Genomic DNA, 19,032 nt, shown 5'->3' on the forward strand with positions numbered 1-19,032 from the left:
TCAAGACAATTTCCCCTCCTCAAACAATGGCAAGTTTGGACTTCATATCATATATTCTCGAATAAATTCTTTTCACGATCAAGCGGCACTTGAAGTTCTCTGGATGCTTGCTCTAGCAGTTCTTTCGAAAAATAATAATCCTGCCACTTTACGATTTTTTCGTCTTCTACACTTAAATGCATGATGCTATGTAAATACGCATCCCTTTCATAGTGATGCAATACGACAACGACGTCTTTACCCCATAAGGTTTGACGCCTTGACTCAAGAACGCGGGGCTCCTTCTGCCAATCTGCCAAACAGGATTTTACCATCTGATCTCTTCCGTAAACGCGGAAAACGGAACCATCCTCTTCGGTGATGTTCTCGTCCATAAGGCTGCATAGCGCCGCGGCATCCCGTCGATTGTAATATTCGATGAAACGGTCTAACAATTCGTGGTGGATTTTCGTTTGATCATGTGGGTACTCATCTTGCCGTACGGAACGGGCATTTGCCGACCGAAGATGCTGCCTTGCACGTTGGAGCGCCGATTTTACAGTGGCATCCGTTGTGGATAAAAGACTTGCTGCTTCTTTAATCGTAAAATCGAATACATCGATGAGCAGAATGATAACCACTTGGCGAGGCGGCAATGCGTCCAATAGAATCTCCATTGCTTCGATTACTTCTTCCTTGCGCGAATTTCCCGTTTCCATCATCTCCTCATTGTCTAATGGAACTTGCACCGGGCTTCTCTTTCTGCACTGGTCGATCCACGTATTACTGGCGATTCGAAAAAGATATGGCTTAGGATATATAGGTTGGAACAACTGGGCAAGAGAAGCGAACGCTTTCAATAGTGTTTCTTGCATGAGATCTTCCGCGTCCCATGGTGACTTGGTCAACAGCATGCAGTAGCGCCACAACGCTTCGCGATAAGGTGCTATAACCTCATTAAATTTGCGCTGCAACTCTCTAGTGGAATTCTCCAACTGTTCCAGTTCATTGGTATGCATTTATTTCCTCCCCATAGTTTTCTTATTTACAATAACGAGAAAAAGAGGGTAAACGGATCACCGAAGACAAAATTTGTTTCCTAACTTGTGTATGGCTCAGTACGATCCCTGTTGACTTCGAGGCATAAAAATACATCGCCGGGGCATATAAACCACATGGCGATGTATTCGAAGCTTGTGTACTGCTATACGTCTTTCCGTTGTTGTTTGCAAGTTGTTGAATGGTTGTTGGCAGGCTGTTAACTGTTGCCACGGCGTTTTAGTGCCATATTTGACGATAATCGTTGAGAAAATCAAAAATTAAAAACGATTAATCCCATGCATAAAATTCAAAATTGCTTCAAAGCGTATTTTATCAGCACAATCTTCGCAACAAAAAAACTTAACCTTTCTTTCCTTAGCTTGTTTATATTTTAGTGATCCTTCGTATACCCTGAATGTTTTTTTACAAATATAACAAAGTACATCATAGTAAAACATTGGTAACCCCCTTAGTGACACATCACTTCTTAGTTGATATGTCGAAGATTGTAACCAGTTCTCTCGTATATTCCTGAACATCTAAATGAGGCTTTCTCATTAATTCCATGGTGAACCCGTCAATGGCATTTCTTATTGTTAACGCCATCACCCTTGCCGATGATTTGGTAAATTTCCGAAAAAGCCCTTCTTGCACCCCTAGGGCGAGAATATTTTCAATTGGAACTAAAACAGCTTCATCATGGTCTGCTGAAAACTGAAGTTTACCATCAGCAGTTATGTTTTTAGAAACCAATTCTATAACAGCGAAAACATGCTGCCTATTTTCAGCTACAAATGCAAGATTGGATTCAATATACACTCGAAGCATTTCTTTAGGAGATTTTTGAGCTTCTATTCGTGGAGCAATGTATGATTGCCAAGCTATATAGTATTCGATAGTTATTTGCTCCAATAATTCCTCTTTATTTGCAAAGTGATAAGAAATGACCCCCTTGCTGATTTTTGCACGTTTCGCAATTTCTCCTAAAGAGGCTTGAGTGTAACCTACTTCTGCGATTGTCTCAATCGCACATTCTACAATTTGAGCTCTACGGGCTTTTTCGATGAACGACATTTCTCTTTGGTTGGTTGTTTTATTTTTTATACTCATATTTTTATTTTAGTACAATCGTACAAAAAAATCAAACAAAAAAACCATTTAGGTGAATACTATCTAAATGGTTTTTGAACCCCTTTGTAGAACTAACCTCCCGCTAGCTTAACGGCCTTTCCTCAAATAATACGAACGGCTGACTTCCGCTGCGGTCACCATGCACCATAATGAGCCTAATCCGACAGTGCTCGCATGATGTTGGATTTCGCCTCTGCCGCAATCGCTTCATTCCCGTCATCGACCGCTTGCATCAAGATCAGTACGGGGATGTATACCGCGATCAGCCGCGCCAGCAGCTTCGTTTCCTCGTCCGCTCCTCCGTAAGTTTCGAAAAACACGCCGCGAGCGTAAGGTGGTAAAAAGCTGTAAGCAACGCTCAAATCGCAAGCCGGATGGCCTACGCTCAGATCGCCCCAATCAATGATGCCGGAAACGATCCCGTTCTCATTCACAAGCATATTTTTGAAATGAAGATCGCCATGTAGCAGTGCATTCACCGTCTCGACACGGTCCGTTTGCAGCCTGCTAATATACGCTTCGATCACACCGGACTCATCCGGCGACAAGTGTTCAACCACCTTCGATAGAAAGCCCTCCAATTTCACTTTGCGCGATGCTATGTCCGTCAAGCTTCGATGATCTTGCTGAACTCCGCACTTCAGCGCCGCCTGCACCGGAAACTCATGCAATCTCCGCAAAAATTTCGCCAGCGTCTCTGCCGATAAAGCCCGGCGTTCTTCCGTCAAACCGATGGGGAAATCTCCTGGCACGTAGGCATAGCCAAGAAATGGTGCCGGGTATTCGTCACTTGCTTCGCCATAAAACAACGGTTTCGGATAGGGGATGGTCATATATGCTCCAGCTTCGGCAGCAGCTTCCCTTCCATACGAATCGAGCCAACTGCAATCGTTCTTCTTGGAAACCGGAACACGTACTCGTCACCGATGAGAAAAACCGTATTGTCCCAGCCCCAGCCCAATCGCTTCACTTGCTTCGATGACAGCTGAGGGAATTGTCTGCCGATCAGCGTCCGCGCCTGCTCTTCGTTAACCTCCCACTCCGCATCCCATACATTCATTCCTCCCATGAAATGTCTGCCTCCTCGTTCCTTACTTTATTTAGACGTTTACATTCCCTGAAAGTTACGCATAACTGCCCGTTAGCGCAACAGCCTTTCCTCAAATAATACGTAGATACCTTGTTCTCTTAGATTTCCAGATTTTAAAACAATTGTATATGAACCGATTCGTTGCCGCCAGCCTTTGGCGGCTTTTTTGCATCCATTTTAAGAGGAGGTATTCATATGTCCACGGCAACAGCAACCCGCGAACGATTCCGCCGTGATCACCTTGCACCATCCACTCGATTATTACTTCGTCCTGTTTCTCCGCGCCAAGAAGAATGAAGGCTTGAAGCCTCGGACGCTGAGCGACCACGAAAGCCACTACCGCTACTTGCAACGTTGGCTGGTCGAACAGTATCCGGCGCTCAAGCTTGAAGAACTGACCGCCGACCACGTTCGCCAGTACAACACCGCGAAGGGTTTGTCTCCCGCGACCGTGAATATACTACACAGGCTTCCGGGACTATGTGTTGCTCACGAAATCCAATCGCTCCAGCTTCCCGCTTACATCCGCACCTTCGTAAATCCCGCTTCTTTCAGCGCAATAACGTTCGGAGTCGCGGTGACGCCTGAGCCGCAGTAGACGATCAGCTCGCGCTCGCGGTCCAAGTCGGCGAACCGTTCGGCTTGCGCCTCGGCATCCTTCCAAGCGCCCGACTCCGCAAGGCCGTCCTTCCAGAAGCGGTTGATCGCGACCGGGAATGGCCGACGACCAGTAGGATACTATGAGTGCCGTCCTCTTAACAAATCGATGACTTGCCGATATCCCAGCCATATGAACGCCAGCCCCATCGGGACTGCCAAAATTCGGTCGAGCGGATGAGGAATAATGGCGGCGGCAAATGTTACCACCGCGCCAAAGGCAAGCAGAGCAGCTGCCGAACGCGGCACAACGCCTGCGCGGAATAACGAGATGCCAAACAGTAATCCGCCTAGCGCATACATCACTCCCGCTATCGGCGCCAGGATGGGCAGGACACCTAGATCAGCCTCGCTGGCGGTTCCGCCAAAAACTCCTACCACCCCCTCAACATACTGGGGAGCGCTGGTTGTAATCAAGGGCAATACAGCGGCTTCAACGAAGCTAAAAGCCATAGAGAGGATCCAAAACAGACTAAAAATGAAGAATCCGATCAAGCCCAGCCAACCTGCTTCTTTCACTTGTCGTAAGTAGATTCCTGAAAGACCTATTAGGCTAAACAAGGACATTCCCATCGTTAACCAAGCAACAAGCATCCATGAATTTGTGTTGACTGAAGAGATTTGCTCTGACGGGTGAATCAACTGGATGATGATATAGAGCATGCCAGCCCCTATCGCGAATACGCCTGAACAACGGATAAGCTCCGCTGTCGTTACTTTCCCATTCATCTCTGCTGCCTCCATTCGCATTTCTTTTCTTTGGTATGGCATCAGATTATCAAGAATGAGCGATATTTTCTTTTCAATTCTTGCTGTATTATAGAACTTAACTAAATACAGCCAAAAGCCCTAATGAAGGAGCGAGTATGGACCATCATCAATTTATCTCGAATACTCTTCTGTATGTCGAGGACCATTTGCACCAACCCTTGTCGCTGGACGACATAGCCGATTCCTTTCATATGTCCAAGTACTATTTCCACAGACTTTTCTCCGCTATGATGGGGTGTTCGTTAAGTCACTACATCTTATCACGAAGGTTAAATGCGTCCCTGAGCCTGATTCAAAACAACAAATTGTCGCTTACAGACATCGCCTATCAGCTAAGCTTTGGCTCACAAGCCTCTTTTACCCGAGCTTTCAAACGTCAGTACGGCGTATCTCCACGCGTGTTTAGAGCAGCAAAATTCCCTATACCGTTAGAACCTCCTCCTTCGGTCGTGAAAAGGCCCCTTAAAAACTTAAACGGCGATATTGTTGCGGATTTTAGCCTCACGCAGATAGAAACCATTAAGGTGAGCGGCATCGCCTTTGAAGTCGATTTGGCCGGCGATTACAAGTCGAGGATCCGTTCCCATGCCAACATGCTGCTTGATCGTTTGGATAAGAACGTGAACGGATCGTGTTATGTGATTTATTCGAACTGCCAACCCAATTCCACCCGTTTCAAGGTATTATTCGGGATTCCACAGGTAGTGAACATAGATGAGCCGTTTTATTTTACGGTAGATGTGCCGCAGCTTTTTTGTGCCAGATTCACATACTTTGGAGATATTCTTGACATTGGGGATGTTCTAAAGAGCGATTATGCCCGTTTTCTGAAGATTTCAAGGCAAGAAACAGAGGACACAACCATTGAACTCATTCAAGTTTTTGATGATATTCACAATCTCGATTCGGCCTATCACGTCTATGCGCCAATTAAAAAGCTGGCTATGGACGAGGAGATTTGAAGGCTCATCAGAGTCGGTTTTGGATATGAAATTAGAAATAGACCGTATTCCTTGCTGGGGAACGGTCTATTTCTTTTGGTTAAACGCTATGACTATGGTAACGACCAGATCAAGCAGTGCTACTGATTTTCCCCCTTTATTGTTCAAACGATTGTTGAATCAATGTTGATCGATTCTCGAGAGGCTTCTTGTTGTTGATTCGGTAGGAAGAACCCTACAATACCAAAGGCCTTCCAGCCGAGCAAGCGCTCGGTTTAGGGCTTCCTGTAAGCACTTCAGAGAACGATTGTTGACTCCTTGTTGACTTAGAGGCATAAAAAAATACATCGCCGCGGCTGAAAAGCCGCGAGGCGATGTATTCATCGAGTTAATACTACTATTCGTTTCTCGCCTTCGCCTCGTCCCCAACCGCAACCGGATTCCCCTCATACGAGATCCAATCGCTCCAGCTCCCCGCATAAAGCTTCACATTGCGGAACCCGGCTGCTTCCAGCGCGAACACGTTCGGGCAGGCGGTGACACCTGATCCGCAGTAGACGATAATCTCGTCTTCCTGCGACAGGTCTGCGAACCGCGCCTGCTGCGCATCGGCGGGCAGCAAAGTTCCGTCGGACGCGAGGCTGTCCTTCCAGAACCGATTGATCGCGCCCGGAATATGCCCGGCCTTGGCATCAATCGGCTCGACCTCGCCGCGGTAGCGCGGCGCTTCGCGCGAGTCAACCAACACCACGCCCGCTTGCCCCAGGCGCGCGCGGACGTCATCCGCGTGTACAACAAGCCCTGCTTGTACACGCGCCTCGAACACAGCGGCGGCGACCGCAGGCCGCGCCGCCGTCACCGGATACCCGGCCGCTTGCCATGCGGCAAAGCCGCCGTCCAACAGCGATGCGCCGCCGTCATGGCCGAGCCAGCGCAGCAGCCAGACAAGGCGGCCGGCCATCGCCCCGCCTTGATCATCATAGGCAACGACATGCGTCCCGTTGCCGATCCCGGCGCGCCCCAGCGTCGCGGCGAATACCGCCGCATCCGGCAGCGGGTGGCGGCCGCCGCTGCCATCCTCCCGCTTGGGCGCGGACAAATCCCGATCCAGATGCATGTAGACAGCACCTGGAATGTGCGCTTCCTCATACGCCTTCTCACCGGCGCTGGCGTCCTGCAGAAGAAACCGGCAGTCGACGATGCGAACCCCATCCTCATTCAAGCGATCAGCCAGCCAGGCTGGCGTTACAGCAATACTCATCATCCGTGCCCCTCTCATCATTTCAGATTAATCATATCCTTATAGTAGCAAAATCCCCCGCAACAAAAAAGCAGCCCCGCACGACTAAAAAGCGGTCCCCGCTGAGTCCTGCGCCCCATTGGTACAGAGGGGTTCTTCCGCTCGCTGTTAAAGCACGGTTTTGATGGAGGTTTACGGTTGGAACCGGGCTTTAAAGGCGACCACCGCCGTGTCTCCAGAATCCTCCGGCCCTCTGCTGTCTTCTCCTCTTCTGGCAAGCAGGGATCTTAATTTTGAACCTCATATTCCCGGCTTTTTTTTCCGAATAGAATATTATACACTCGTCCTATGCATCATACCGACAGGAACACGGAAAAGGAGCTCTGCCATGACCGTTGCACCCGCCCCGAACTCATCCCGTTTCTCCGTTGTACCGCTTGATTCGGCACTAGCCGAACAATTATCCCGCTGGCGGTACGAGCCGCCATTCGATTTCTACAATTGGTCGTCATGGGAGGTCATGCAGCAGCTCGGCCTGGAATTCGGCGATCCCGACATCCGCAATCGGCAGTATACCGCTGTTCTGAACGAAGAGGGGCTGTTTATCGGCTTCGCACAGTTCTTCTCGCTGCTGGGCGTGGTCCGCCTTGGACTGGGGCTGCGCCCTGATCTATGCGGATTGGGACTGGGACTGCCGTTCGTGCAAACGATTGTCGGCGAAGCGCTGCGCCGGGCGCCGGGGGATGAGATCGATCTGGAGGTTCATGTCTGGAACATCCGTGCGATCCGCACCTATCAGAAGGCCGGCTTCACCATTACAGATACTTATGAACGGACAGCAGGCACAGGCGGCTCCATCGAGGTGCACTGTATGTCCTATCTTCCTACAGCGTACTAAATCCTCCGCTCGCCGCATATCCGTATAGGGAGTCGATAAGCAAGCAAATTGCTTACGATAGGATTGAACTCTTGAAGGAGGCGAGTCCCTATCAAAACCCTGAACATTGTCAGCTTGCTCATTCTTATTCTAGGAGGGTTGAACTGGCTATCGATCGGTCTTTTCGAGTGGGATCTGGTTTCAAAAATTTTCGACGGCTCGGATACCGTCGGCGCCAAAATCGTCTACATTATCGTCGGGCTGTCTGCACTGTATGCACTAACCTTCCTCAGTAAAGTCAACGCCGAGGACTAATTAACCAAGAAGCCCGTCCGTGCGCATCATTGCGCCAGGCGGGCTTCTCTATTGCAGTTCATCATCTCTCCCCCTCAGGGTCAATTATATCGACGAACATAATGCCATGCTCGCCCACCGGCACCGATACCGTGCGAATGCGGTCAAGTGAATTAAGATCCGTATACGTGCGGGAGACGAAAGCTCTCGCACCGCCCTCCATCTCTACCGAGATCGGGATAAAATATGGCCGCCAGCTCCAGTTCGAGCCGCAGAATGCCGCCTCTCTGCACCAGACACCATTGCTCTCACGGCGATAATTAGAGGACATCTGGATGCCATCCTCCCGGCACCAATAGACGCGAATACAGGATGATTCCAGCCCCGGCAGCAGCCCCTCGATGAAAGTATCCGCCGCCTCCTGCGTCTCGCATTCCTGATCGACCAAGGACTTTCTCCAGGACGTCTCGACAACGAGCCGCAGCTTCTCCGCTTCCACACTCCAATACCGCTCTGAGCTAATCATTCGGGAGCGCCGCCGCTCAAGTCCCGCTTCAATTAATGAAGCATAGTAGAAGGACGGCCGGAACTCCGGCTCCGCAGGCGAGAACAAGTAGCCCTGCACATATCTGGCGCCGATCTCGATCGCCCGCTGCAGATCCTGCTCCGTCTCTACACCCTCAACAAGCAGTGAAGCGCCGATCTGCTCCGCTAAGGTGGAGAACGAACGGACCACCCCATAATAGCCGATATGGCCTTCGCTCTCCTGCAGCAGATGAATATCCAGCTTCAATAGATTCGGCTGGATCTGAGCGATGCGGTCCATATTGCTGAAGCCGCTGCCCACATCGTCAATCGCGATGGAGCAGCCTTCCTGCCGGTAGAGATCCACCACCATTCTCAGCTGCTCCATCGATCCAAGGAACGCTTCCTCCGTAATTTCAATTACAATTCTTCTCGGGTCTATGCCGTATTTATCCAACAATCGAAGCGTCGGCAGCTCGCCAGTCTCGGAATACGTCTGATAGATCCAGGAAGGCTTCAAATTGAGAAAAAGCATCGGCGGGTAAGCTCCGTTATCCGATGCTGCCAGCTTGGCCATCGCCTTCTCCCTAAGCAGCCTGTCCACACGAATCTGCTCCGCCATCGGTACAGTCTTATCCTCGAAGAAAGGCCCCAGACTGCGAACGCCCTCACTCGTCTGAATACGGCCAAGCGCCTCATAACCCATGATCCGCCTCGTATCCAGAGCCAATACAGGTTGATAATAAGGCATTAATTGACTCGTTCCGCTCTCATACTGTGACCACACTCGACTAGATAGTCCCATAACGCATTCGCGCTCCCTACGTGATTTTCATGTTAGTTTACCTTACATTAGAGTTGCTTCCTATTGTAAAGTAGTGTCGAATTGTTGTAAAGAGCGCGTATTCCCAACTTATTCCTTCCCTTACCCGACAAATGTGCGATAGGACGCATTGTAGCGCTCGGCGGATTGCATATCCAATTCCGTCAATCCTCCCGAATCCCAGGTCGTCAGCCGCAGCGTAACCTTCCTATAATCAATGCCGATAAACGGGTGATGCTTCAGCTCCTCTGCTATGTCAGCAATTCTGCCCACGAATGCAATCGCATCGGGGAAAGAAGCGAAGCGGTAGCTTCCCGCCATCCATTTGTCATCCTCCCGCACCCAGCCATCCAGTGAGGCAATCGCTTCATTGGCAGCCTCTGTTGTCATGCGTTCCAGCTTGGCCATACCCTCATCTCCTTCCTATTATTGGTCAGACGAGTCGTATAATGCGGCTTTCCGTGCCATCCACCGATACCTCGATGCAGTGGTGCTTAGGACGGTACGTGATCGTTCCGCTGCCTACCTCAATCACGGCATCCTCGCCCAGCCCGAAGAACAGGTCGTCGGCCAGCGTCTGCATCAATTCCTTTTGCTCTGGCGCAGACAGCGCTGCCCAATCCTCCGGCCCCATATCAAAAAATGTATAGCCATCACCGATCGCATGGATCGCTTCCGTCAATTCAGCCAATATTTCTTCATATTCCCTCGCATGCTTAACACCCATCGCCAGCTGCCACCTTTCGCATCAATAAAGCACTTTTACGCATTATTCTACACGATTTCCAATTAAAATTAACGTTTTCGTTAAAACATCCATTTTGCTCTAATCTACTTTTCGTTTTTGACGATAATTAATATAGTATGGTATTGTCGAAAATACCTTTTTATTGTCGCCTCGACACATCAGCTGTCGATTTATTGTCGCCCGCACTAGGGGGTATGAACGGCCATCGCCGGCTCATCGCTTCATTATTATTAATATATCTATTAGACGAGGTGTGTCATGGAAAAATCGACTTACATTGGTATCGGACTCGGACTCGTTGCAGTTCTGGTCGGGATGGTGCTCAAGGGAGCGTCTCTTAGCAGTCTGAATGCGCCGGCAGCTTACGTTATTATTCTCATCGGAACCGCTGCATCGCTATTCATAGGGTTTCCGATGTCTGAGCTCGCCAAATTCCCCAAGCTGATCAAAATGATTTTCGTTCAGCAGCAGTTAATTCCCCGCGAGAAGCTGATCGCCCTGTTCATGGAATGGGCAACGATTACCCGCCGTGAAGGGCTGCTTGCTCTTGAAACACAGGTCGATGAGATTGAAGATGCGTTCCTGCGCAACGGAATGCGCATGATTATAGACGGCAATGATCACGACCTCGTTCGTGACGTACTGCTTGAAGATATCGCTGCTACTGAAGACCGCCACCGCGCCGGGGCGCTAATCTTCTCCCAGGCCGGTATGTACGCGCCTACACTGGGGGTCCTCGGTGCCGTTATCGGACTTATCGCTGCACTTGCCGATATGAGTGACATGGAGAAGCTCGCTCATGCGATAGCTGCCGCATTCGTCGCAACACTCCTTGGTATCTTTACCGGTTACGTGCTATGGCATCCAATCGCCAACAAGCTCAAGCGTCTTTCCAAGCGTGAAGTGGACATTCGCCTTATGATGGTGGAAGGCTTGCTCTCCATCCAGTCCGGTGTATCCACGATTGCGATCAACCAGAAGCTGTCCGTCTTCCTGACCCCGACAGAACGGTTGAAAATGAATGAGAAGGGAGCGGAGGGCGGTGAGCAAAAAGAGGCATAGATCCGAACACCACGAAGAACACGCTGACGAAACGTGGCTCATCCCTTATGCCGACTTGCTTACTCTTCTGCTTGCCCTATTCATCGTTCTCTATGCCATGAGCTCCGTAGACAGCAAGAAATTCGAGGATATGAGCAAAGCCTTCAGCATTGCCTTCAACACAGGCGTAGGCGTCCTTGAGAATACGACGATTGTCGAAACGGGCCAACAGATGGAGAAGGACAATGAGACCCGCAGAAAGTCCTCCGACGAGGAGAACAAAGACAATGACAAGCAGCGGCAGGCTCTCATGCAGAAGGAACAGGAAGATCTGGAGAAGCTGAAGAAGCAGATCGATCAATATATTAAGTCTAACGGCTTAACCACTCAGCTGAACACGAAGCTCAATCAGTCCCAGCTGATGCTGACCATCAGCGACAACGCGCTGTTCCCATCAGGAAGCGCCAGCCTGAAGGCCAATTCACGGGAATTAGCTGGAGCAATTGCTAACATGCTGAAGAAATATCCGGAATATGAGATTGTCGTCTCCGGACATACTGATGATCAGCCGATCTCCAACCGGGAATTCCGCAACAACTGGGAGCTCAGCTTCCAGCGGGCACTGAATTTCATGGAGATTCTGCTGACCAATTCCAAGCATGATCCCAAGCTGTTCAGCGCCATCGGCCACGGCGAGTACCGCCCTGTAGCTACGAATGATACCACGGTAGGCCGTGCGAAGAACCGGCGTGTCGAGGTGTCCATCATCCGCAGATATGCCGATCCGGAGAAGGCACAGCAAATTACAGCCACTCCTAAGCAGTAATACCCTGCGCCGCAGACCTGCGAAACGAATCCCTTAAAAAAGCAAAGGAACCTTCAAACCCACTATACAAGTGGAGATGAAGGTTCCTTTTTTTAATCGAATCTCACTCGAAAAGCGGGACAGCCTCTGTTTCATCGGCTATTTCCCGGGAAAGTCGTACTGCCAGCAGCCCCGCTGATCGGCTGTTCAGCGTAGTCATTGACTGTCCAGTAGATTCGTCAGTGGCTGTCCAACGTAGCGAACAGCTCGGACATCTCGCCCTTCGTCAGATCGCGCCACTTGCCCATTCTAAGGTCGCCGAGATGAATATTCATTATACGGATGCGGCGCAGCTTGACAACCTGGAACCCGAAAGCGGAGCACATCCGCCGGATTTGGCGATTCTTCCCTTCCGTAAGAATGATGCGGAACACACGGTCGCCTTCCTTCGTTATCTTGCAGGGAAGCGTCATGCTGCCAAGTATGCGGACACCCTCGCTCATGCCTTTCAAGAACGGGGCTGTAACAGATCGATTGACCGTAACGACGTACTCCTTCTCATGCCTGCCTTCCGCCCGCAAAATCCGGTTCACAATATCTCCGTCATTCGTAAGCAGAATCAGGCCTTCCGAGTCCTTGTCCAACCGGCCAATGGGGAAGATCCGTTCTTCATGGCCGACATAATCGACGATGTTGCCGCGAATATGCGACTCTGTTGTGCTTGTAATCCCGACTGGCTTGTTCAGCGCGATATAGACATGCTCCTTCTGCTCGCCAATACGCTTGCCGTCGATGCGGACATCATCGCCAAGCTCAGCCTGACTGCCAAGCTCGGCCGGCTTGCCGTTGATCATAACCCGTCCGCCCTCAACGAGCTTATCCGCTTCTCTTCTGGAGCAATAACCTGTTTCACTGATGAATTTATTAATTCGCAATTGACCCTTTCACCCCATAGCATTCGCATCGCATCCAAGCAAGCGAGAATACTGTTTCGTGACAGTATTATACCTTATTCACCTGGAAGAAGAAACGGCCGCAGCTCCTCGCCAGAGGACGATCCGTCATTCAAACGCCGAGACAAACGAGAGGCGAGCTAGGCGAAACATGCGAAACTGCAGTTTTTTCCTCGTTTCTGACCCCATGAAGGTGAAATGCCTGCCAGAGTGCAGGCATTTCACCTCCGCTACCCCTTAACGGTCGATTTTTTCTCAAATGCATGCATGATCGCAGGAATTTTACCATTATAGCGTTTTGCAAACCGAAATTCATGCGCATTCGCAGGCTTCTTACTCCGACACTCTGACTTCAAACCACTTGGAGAAGGGGGTGTTGCTTCCAATCCCTCTTTTTAGTGGTTTTCGCGGCATCTTTTTACCTCATTTGGGGCTGACTCATTGGATATTGGACCTTTCGGACAGTCCCCATTCAAGGGCTAACTATCGATTAATCCTGCTTTGAGCAGCATCCGGTGAATAAGCACGGTCGTCTCTGCACGAGTTAATGACTCTCGCGGACGCAGCTCGTCACCATATCCCTTCACCAGGCCCTCGGCAATCGCTGTCCGTATCGCATCGCTCGCCCAGACCCCGATTTGATTGCGGTCGGCGAAGACGTCCAGATCCGCTTGTGCTTCCTCAGAGCTTGCTGCCGTCGCAGCATTCGCCAGTCGCAGCGCCCGAATGATCATGACAATCGCTTCTTGCCGTGATACCTCCCGATTGGGCCCGAATGTTCCATCCTTGAACCCATCTATGATCCCGTACGCTTTAACTGCTGCAATGGCGCCGCTATACCAGCTCGACTCGCTGACGTCCCGGAAGGCTGCGTCTTCTCCGCCTCCCGGCAGACCAAGCGCTCTTGCAAGCAGGGCAGCAAGCTCAGCCCGAGTAATAACAGCCTCGGGAGCGAATCGGCTGCCATCTACGCCATTTACGATCATTCTCCGATTCATGCCTTCGATTTCGGCTGCTGCCCAATGTCCTTGAATGTCTGTTAATTGGGGTGTTCGGGATACCAGTACATAAGTGCTGTTCGTAAGACTTCGAATAACGGCAGCCTGATGCCCATCCACTTCAGTAAACTCCGTCGGCACCGGGTGTACACCAAGCTTCCGATCCCACACCACAGCCGTTGAGGCCGTTCCGGCAGCATCCTTGGGCAAGTATATCACCCGCTCCACATAACGGCTGAAGCTGGCAATCTCTCTGCTCTCGCCATTACGCACCACATTGACAGTAAAATGAACCGGATCTCCCACCAACCGGAAACCGCCTTTATCCGCCGCTTCCTGCAAGTCAGGGCTTGCTTCACCGCTGCCTTGCTCGATTGTTATTTGAGCTTCCCCGCCATTCGTCCAATCATGCCCCTGGTTTGCAATTTCAGCTAGAGGCAAGCGATATTGGCCATGCTTGGTCTTCAAAGTAATGGCTGCCGTCTTCTCGGCAAGAAGCGCTACAGCTTCACCTGAAAGCCGCAGAATGATTGTATCCGCCTCATTCTCAATCGCAACCGAGAGATTCCAATCCGTCGCAGCAGAGGTTGACTCCAGCACCTTTATCAGGGTATCCCGATTCAATAGAACATCGATGGAACTTGCTCCACTCGCATCTCTTTGGAAGGAGGAAATGCCAGATACCTCCCTATCATTTATCCGCATTGCAAGCCAATTGCTGGCGGATGAGTCGCCGGGCGGGCTGATTGGATCTGAATTAGCGCTTGCAGCTGCACGAATCACTTCCAGCGTGTATTTTTTAACAGAACCGTCCTGCGCTGTGACACTGACCTCGAACGTGTTCTTGCCCGTTGCAAGTGCATATTCATCTGTGAACGAATTGCTGGTTACCTGCAAGCCGTTCACACGGACAATAGAGTAAGCATTAGAGGTGGCCAGCAGCATTTTCAAGCCATATACCGAATGGCCCGCCGCTGCCGAATAGCTCGTTGTCCCCGGATCAAAATCGAACTTCACCATCCCGCCCGCTCCTGAGAGCTGCCAGCCGCTCAAGCTCGAATCACTGCTCAGAGGAACGATGTTCTGCACCTCGATCATGCTAACGTTCGCATTGCCCGCCGCATCTGCCGCATAAACGGAATAAATCCCGTTCTCTTGTACAGTAAAATGATCTGTCATAGCCGCGCCTTGCGTATCAAAATACGAGATCGGGCGGCTGCCCGCTGCCCATTTCATCGCAGAAACGCTGTTGAATTCGCCGTATACCGATGCCGTTACTGAGACGGTCACGCTTCCGAAGGTTGGGCCGACAGGATCGGCTTGCAGGCGGATTACCGGAGGCTGGTCGTATGTAAACGCAATATCCACCGTTTGATCCAACGAAAGGCCACTGGCTTCTTCCTTAGCGAAGTAAGTCACTTTCTCCGCCGCTGTATTGCTCACCGCAAATGCAGCCATACCTTCGGCATTCGTCAATCCATACACCGTATCGATTACCGATCGTCCGCCATTAGCTTGAAGCTGCACCCGTTTGCCGATGAGCGGATGGTCATAGTCGTCCTTGAGCTTCACGAAGATCGAAGCCTTGCTGCTGCCATCCGCGCGTACAACCAGGTCAGTCGCAGTAACGGCAGAGCGGGATGCACTCACCTCTCCCGGCACGAACTGAACGCTGGACATTTGTCCTATTGCACTGCCGCCAATACTTGCGCTGATCGCCGCAGTCCCTATCGTCACCGGAGCCGTCAGCGTCGCCGTGTAGGTCCCGTTGTTATGGTCTGTCACCGCACCCACCGCGCCTAGCGTCGAACCGATTACGACCGTCGCTCCTCCAATCGTCAAGTCATTGCCCTGTGCGTCCTTCAGCTTCACGCTGACCGTCGTCTGGCTCTTCCCGTCAGCGGTCAGTGTAGCGTCACCGACTGTTAGCGTACTAGTCGCCGAGGACGGCACCCCAGGGGCAAACTGGACGCTGGTTGTCGCCGCTAGCGTACTACCGCCTACACTTGCACTGATCGTCCCGGTTCCTACCGTCACCGGAGCCGTCAGCATCGCCGTGTAGGTCCCGTTGTTGTGATCCGTCACCGTACCCACCGCGCCTAGCGTCGAGGCGATTACTACCGTTGCTCCTCCGGTCGTCAGATCATTGCCCTGTGCGTCCTTCAGCTTCACGCTGACCGTCATCTGGCTCGTTCCGTCTGCGGTCAGGACAGCTTCGTCCACTGTCAGCGTGCTGGTCGCCGCGGACGATGCACCCGGCACGAACTGAACGCTGGCTGTCGCCGCTAGTGTACTGCCGCCTACACTTGCGCTGATCGTCCCGGTGCCTACCGTCACCGGAGCCGTCAATGTCGCTGTATAGGTGCCGTTGTTATGATCCGTCACAGCACCGACCGCGCCTAGCGTCGATGCGATTGCGACCGCTGCTCCTCCGGTCGTCAAATTATTGCCCTGCGCGTCCTTCAGCTTCACGCTGACCGTCGTCTGGCTCGTTCCGTCAGCGGTCAGGACAGCTTCGTCCACTGTCAGCGTGCTGGTCGCTGCGGACGATGCACCTGGCACGAACTGAACGCTGGCTGTCGCTGCTAGCGTACTGCCGCCTACACTTGCACTGATCGTCCCGGAACCTACCGTCACCGGAGCCGTCAGCGTCGCCGTATAGGTGCCGTTGTTATGATCCGTCACGGCGCCGACCGCACCTAGCGTCGATGCGATTACTACCGTCGACCCTCCGGTCGTCAGGGCATTGCCCTGCACGTCCTTCAGCTTCACGCTGACCGTCGTCTGGCTCGTTCCGTCAGCAGTCAGGGCTGCATCGCCCGTTTCAACCGTACTGGTCACCGGAGACGATGCACCCGGCACGAACTGGACGCTAGTCGTCGCTGTTATCTCACTGCCGCCTACACTTGCACTGATCGTCCCGGCACCTACCGTCACTGGAGCCGTCAATGTCGCTGTATAGGTGCCGTTATTGTGATCCGTCACAGCGCCGACAGTACCTAGCGTTGATACAATTACTACCGTTGCTCCTCCGGTCGTCAGAGCATTGCCCTGCGCATCCTTCAGCTTCACGCTGACCGTCGTCTGGCTCGTTCCGTCTGCGGTCAGAGCTGCATCGCCCGTTTCAACCGTACTGGTCGCCGGAGACGGTGCTCCAGGTACGAACTGAACGCTCGCTGTCGCTGCTAGCGTACTGCCGCCTACACTTGCACTGATCGTCCCGGCACCTACCGTCACTGGAGCCGTCAATGTCGCTGTATAGGTGCCGTTATTGTGATCCGTCACAGCGCCGACAGTACCTAGCGTTGATACAATTACTACCGTTGCTCCTCCGGTCGTCAGAGCATTGCCCTGCGCGTCCTTCAGCTTCACGCTGACCGTCGTCTGGCTCGTTCCGTCTGCGGTCAGAGCTGCAACGCCCGTTTCAACCGTACTAGTCGCCGGAGACGGTGCTCCAGGTACGAACTGAACGCTCGCTGTCGCCGCTAGCGCACTGCCGCCTACACTTGCGCTGATCGTCCCGGTGCCTACCGTCACCGGAGCCGTCAATGTCGCTGTATAGGTGCCGTTGTTATGATCCGTCACAGCACCCACCGCGCCTAGCGTCGATGCGATTGTAACCGCTGCTCCTCCGGTCGTCAGAGCATTGCCCTGTGCGTCCTTCAGCTTCACGCTGACCGTTGTCTGGCTCGTCCCATCAGCAGCCAGCGCTGCATCGCCCGCTTCAATCGTACTGGTCACCGGAGACGATGCACCCGGCACGAACTGAACGCTCGCTGTCGCCGCTAGCGTACTGCCGCCTACACTTGCACTGATCGTCCCCGAACCTACCGTCACCGGAGCCGTCAATGTCGCCGTATAGGTGCCGTTGTTGTGGTTCGTCACCGCACCCACCGTACCCAGCGTTGATGCGATTGCGACCGCTGCTCCTCCAGTCGTCAAATTATTGCCCTGCGCGTCCTTCAGCTTCACGCTGACCGTTGTCTGGCTCGTCCCATCAGCGGTCAGCGCTGCAACGCCCGCTTCAACCGTACTGGTCGCCGGGGACGGCGCACCTGGCACGAACTGGACGCTAGTCGTCGCTGTTATCGGAATCCCGCTGACATATGCGCTGATCGCCGCTGTGCCCACCGTCACCGGAGCCGTCAATGTCGCGGTGTAGGTACCATTGTTATGATCCGTCACCACACCCACTGTGCCTAGTGTCGATAAGATGGTTACCGTCGCTCCTCCGGTCGTCAGATCAGTACCTTGCGCATCCTTCAGCTTCACGCTGATCGTCGTCTGGCTGACTCCATCTGCAACAAGACTGGAATGGGCGCGGGAAACCAAGCTTTCTGACGGAGAGGTAGAGTAATCCCCAATCATGTACGTTCTGAACGAGAAATCGTGGCCAAAAGCTGACGAGGACCCTCTAGTGTACACATTGCCACCGCTCATGTACCACGCATAGCCATTAGAGACTCCTCCATATTCTGTGGAGACAACCATCCGATACATCGTTTCCCTCTTTAAGTAAGGCAGTGTTCCGGAGAAATCGATCGGAACCCAGCCTGCGCTTTGCCCCGCCGACAGCGCCGTAGCAAGCGGTGTCGATAAATCTCCTTCCTTATAGAGGCTCACCTTAATGAGGCCGGGGGAGCCAACGCTTCCGTCAATATTGAGATCGATTTGGCTAAGATTTCCGGTAATTGCCGGGGTAAATGTCTGGAAGCGCGAATAATCAGCGTTAAAAAATACATTTCCAGCTGTAACTGCCTGCTCTTGATCCAGCACGGCTGGACCTGTAGCAAATACACCACCCCCGGTTGGCATTCCTAAAGTAACCATCGCTATAAGAACCATTGCAACCCATCGCTTCAAACCTTTCATGCTTATCCTCCGTTTTCTGCTTACGATGTTATAAACCTCTCGTATTCAATCCCGTTACTAAAGTCATGTTAAGAGTAAGATAAATCCCTTCATCTCTCCATACCTATAAAGGAGTATCTTCCTTGCTATAAAGCATAAAAATGCACTAATATCCACTACACCCTATAAAATATAGGATAATATGTAAACTACATTTGCAATTGTGATGAACTGCTGGTTGGCTTCAGTAAATTCCATTACAATAGA

The 19,032-nt window shown here is 51.8% G+C and carries 15 protein-coding genes and 2 pseudogenes; 5 read left to right on the forward strand and 12 right to left on the reverse strand.

Annotated elements, in window-relative coordinates:
• Positions 1 to 47: 47 nt before the first annotated feature.
• The 6 genes and pseudogenes from K0T92_RS12570 to K0T92_RS12595 all read right to left on the reverse strand — a co-directional run bounded on the left by K0T92_RS12570 (position 48) and on the right by K0T92_RS12595 (position 4,627).
• On the reverse strand, positions 48 to 998 hold the full coding sequence (locus K0T92_RS12570; RefSeq protein WP_219872818.1) for an RNA polymerase sigma factor: 951 nt from the start codon (positions 996 to 998) through the stop codon (positions 48 to 50).
• A gap of 300 nt (positions 999 to 1,298) precedes the next feature.
• A complete protein-coding gene (locus K0T92_RS12575; RefSeq protein ID WP_425517653.1) occupies positions 1,299 to 1,559 on the reverse strand; it encodes a DUF2197 domain-containing protein in 261 nt (86 codons plus the stop codon).
• On the reverse strand, positions 1,501 to 2,130 hold the full coding sequence (locus K0T92_RS12580) for a TetR/AcrR family transcriptional regulator (protein WP_219872820.1): 630 nt from the start codon (positions 2,128 to 2,130) through the stop codon (positions 1,501 to 1,503). The genes K0T92_RS12575 and K0T92_RS12580 overlap by 59 nt, the downstream gene beginning before the upstream one ends.
• Positions 2,131 to 2,306: 176 nt before the next feature.
• Positions 2,307 to 3,220, reverse strand: a pseudogene (locus K0T92_RS12585) (phosphotransferase).
• Positions 3,221 to 3,763: 543 nt separating this feature from the next.
• Positions 3,764 to 3,955: pseudogene (locus K0T92_RS12590) on the reverse strand (rhodanese-like domain-containing protein); the annotation flags it as partial.
• A 24-nt stretch (positions 3,956 to 3,979) separates the two neighbouring features.
• Positions 3,980 to 4,627 carry a hypothetical protein gene (locus K0T92_RS12595; RefSeq protein ID WP_246628114.1) on the reverse strand — a complete coding sequence of 216 codons (648 nt, stop codon included), beginning with the start codon at positions 4,625 to 4,627 and terminating at the stop codon, positions 3,980 to 3,982.
• Positions 4,628 to 4,764: 137 nt separating this feature from the next.
• On the opposite strand from K0T92_RS12595, the gene K0T92_RS12600 reads away from it, so the two are divergent.
• Positions 4,765 to 5,631 carry a helix-turn-helix transcriptional regulator gene (locus tag K0T92_RS12600; protein ID WP_219872822.1) on the forward strand — a complete coding sequence of 289 codons (867 nt, stop codon included), beginning with the start codon at positions 4,765 to 4,767 and terminating at the stop codon, positions 5,629 to 5,631.
• A gap of 376 nt (positions 5,632 to 6,007) precedes the next feature.
• Here K0T92_RS12600 and K0T92_RS12605 read toward each other — a convergent pair whose 3' ends face one another.
• Positions 6,008 to 6,871: a sulfurtransferase gene (locus tag K0T92_RS12605; RefSeq protein WP_219872865.1), complete on the reverse strand. Its 864-nt coding sequence runs from the start codon at positions 6,869 to 6,871 to the stop codon at positions 6,008 to 6,010.
• Positions 6,872 to 7,238: 367 nt separating this feature from the next.
• Here K0T92_RS12605 and K0T92_RS12610 point away from each other — a divergent pair, with 367 nt between their 5' ends.
• Both K0T92_RS12610 and K0T92_RS12615 read left to right on the forward strand, forming a co-directional pair.
• Complete coding sequence (locus K0T92_RS12610; protein WP_219872823.1) at positions 7,239 to 7,748, forward strand: GNAT family N-acetyltransferase; 510 nt, start codon at positions 7,239 to 7,241, stop codon at positions 7,746 to 7,748.
• A 105-nt stretch (positions 7,749 to 7,853) separates the two neighbouring features.
• On the forward strand, positions 7,854 to 8,042 hold the full coding sequence (locus K0T92_RS12615) for a DUF378 domain-containing protein (protein WP_343223703.1): 189 nt from the start codon (positions 7,854 to 7,856) through the stop codon (positions 8,040 to 8,042).
• Between the two features lie 61 nt (positions 8,043 to 8,103).
• On the opposite strand, the gene K0T92_RS12620 is transcribed toward K0T92_RS12615, so the two are convergent.
• The 3 genes from K0T92_RS12620 to K0T92_RS12630 all read right to left on the reverse strand — a co-directional run bounded on the left by K0T92_RS12620 (position 8,104) and on the right by K0T92_RS12630 (position 10,096).
• A complete protein-coding gene (locus tag K0T92_RS12620; RefSeq protein ID WP_219872824.1) occupies positions 8,104 to 9,351 on the reverse strand; it encodes an EAL domain-containing protein in 1,248 nt (415 codons plus the stop codon).
• A 120-nt stretch (positions 9,352 to 9,471) separates the two neighbouring features.
• The gene (locus K0T92_RS12625; protein ID WP_219872825.1) at positions 9,472 to 9,777 is read right to left on the reverse strand and encodes a 4a-hydroxytetrahydrobiopterin dehydratase; all 306 of its coding nucleotides are present in this window, start codon (positions 9,775 to 9,777) and stop codon (positions 9,472 to 9,474) included.
• 25 nt (positions 9,778 to 9,802) lie between these two features.
• Positions 9,803 to 10,096: a hypothetical protein gene (locus K0T92_RS12630; RefSeq protein ID WP_219872826.1), complete on the reverse strand. Its 294-nt coding sequence runs from the start codon at positions 10,094 to 10,096 to the stop codon at positions 9,803 to 9,805.
• 279 nt (positions 10,097 to 10,375) lie between these two features.
• On the opposite strand from K0T92_RS12630, the gene motA reads away from it, so the two are divergent.
• Positions 10,376 to 11,179: a flagellar motor stator protein MotA gene (gene motA / locus K0T92_RS12635; protein WP_219872827.1), complete on the forward strand. Its 804-nt coding sequence runs from the start codon at positions 10,376 to 10,378 to the stop codon at positions 11,177 to 11,179.
• Positions 11,160 to 11,984, forward strand: a complete 825-nt coding sequence (gene motB / locus K0T92_RS12640) for a flagellar motor protein MotB (protein ID WP_343223702.1) — start codon at positions 11,160 to 11,162, stop codon at positions 11,982 to 11,984. The genes motA and motB overlap by 20 nt, the downstream gene beginning before the upstream one ends.
• Before the next feature lie 218 nt (positions 11,985 to 12,202).
• On the opposite strand, the gene rluF is transcribed toward motB, so the two are convergent.
• Positions 12,203 to 12,898 carry a 23S rRNA pseudouridine(2604) synthase RluF gene (gene rluF / locus K0T92_RS12645; protein WP_219872829.1) on the reverse strand — a complete coding sequence of 232 codons (696 nt, stop codon included), beginning with the start codon at positions 12,896 to 12,898 and terminating at the stop codon, positions 12,203 to 12,205.
• Positions 12,899 to 13,395: 497 nt separating this feature from the next.
• The gene (locus tag K0T92_RS12650; RefSeq protein ID WP_219872830.1) at positions 13,396 to 18,786 is read right to left on the reverse strand and encodes an invasin domain 3-containing protein; all 5,391 of its coding nucleotides are present in this window, start codon (positions 18,784 to 18,786) and stop codon (positions 13,396 to 13,398) included.
• Positions 18,787 to 19,032: the final 246 nt, after the last annotated feature.

The sequence above is a fragment of the Paenibacillus oenotherae genome (genome assembly GCF_019443105.1).
Classification (GTDB): Bacteria; Bacillota; Bacilli; order Paenibacillales; family Paenibacillaceae; genus Paenibacillus_Z; species Paenibacillus_Z oenotherae.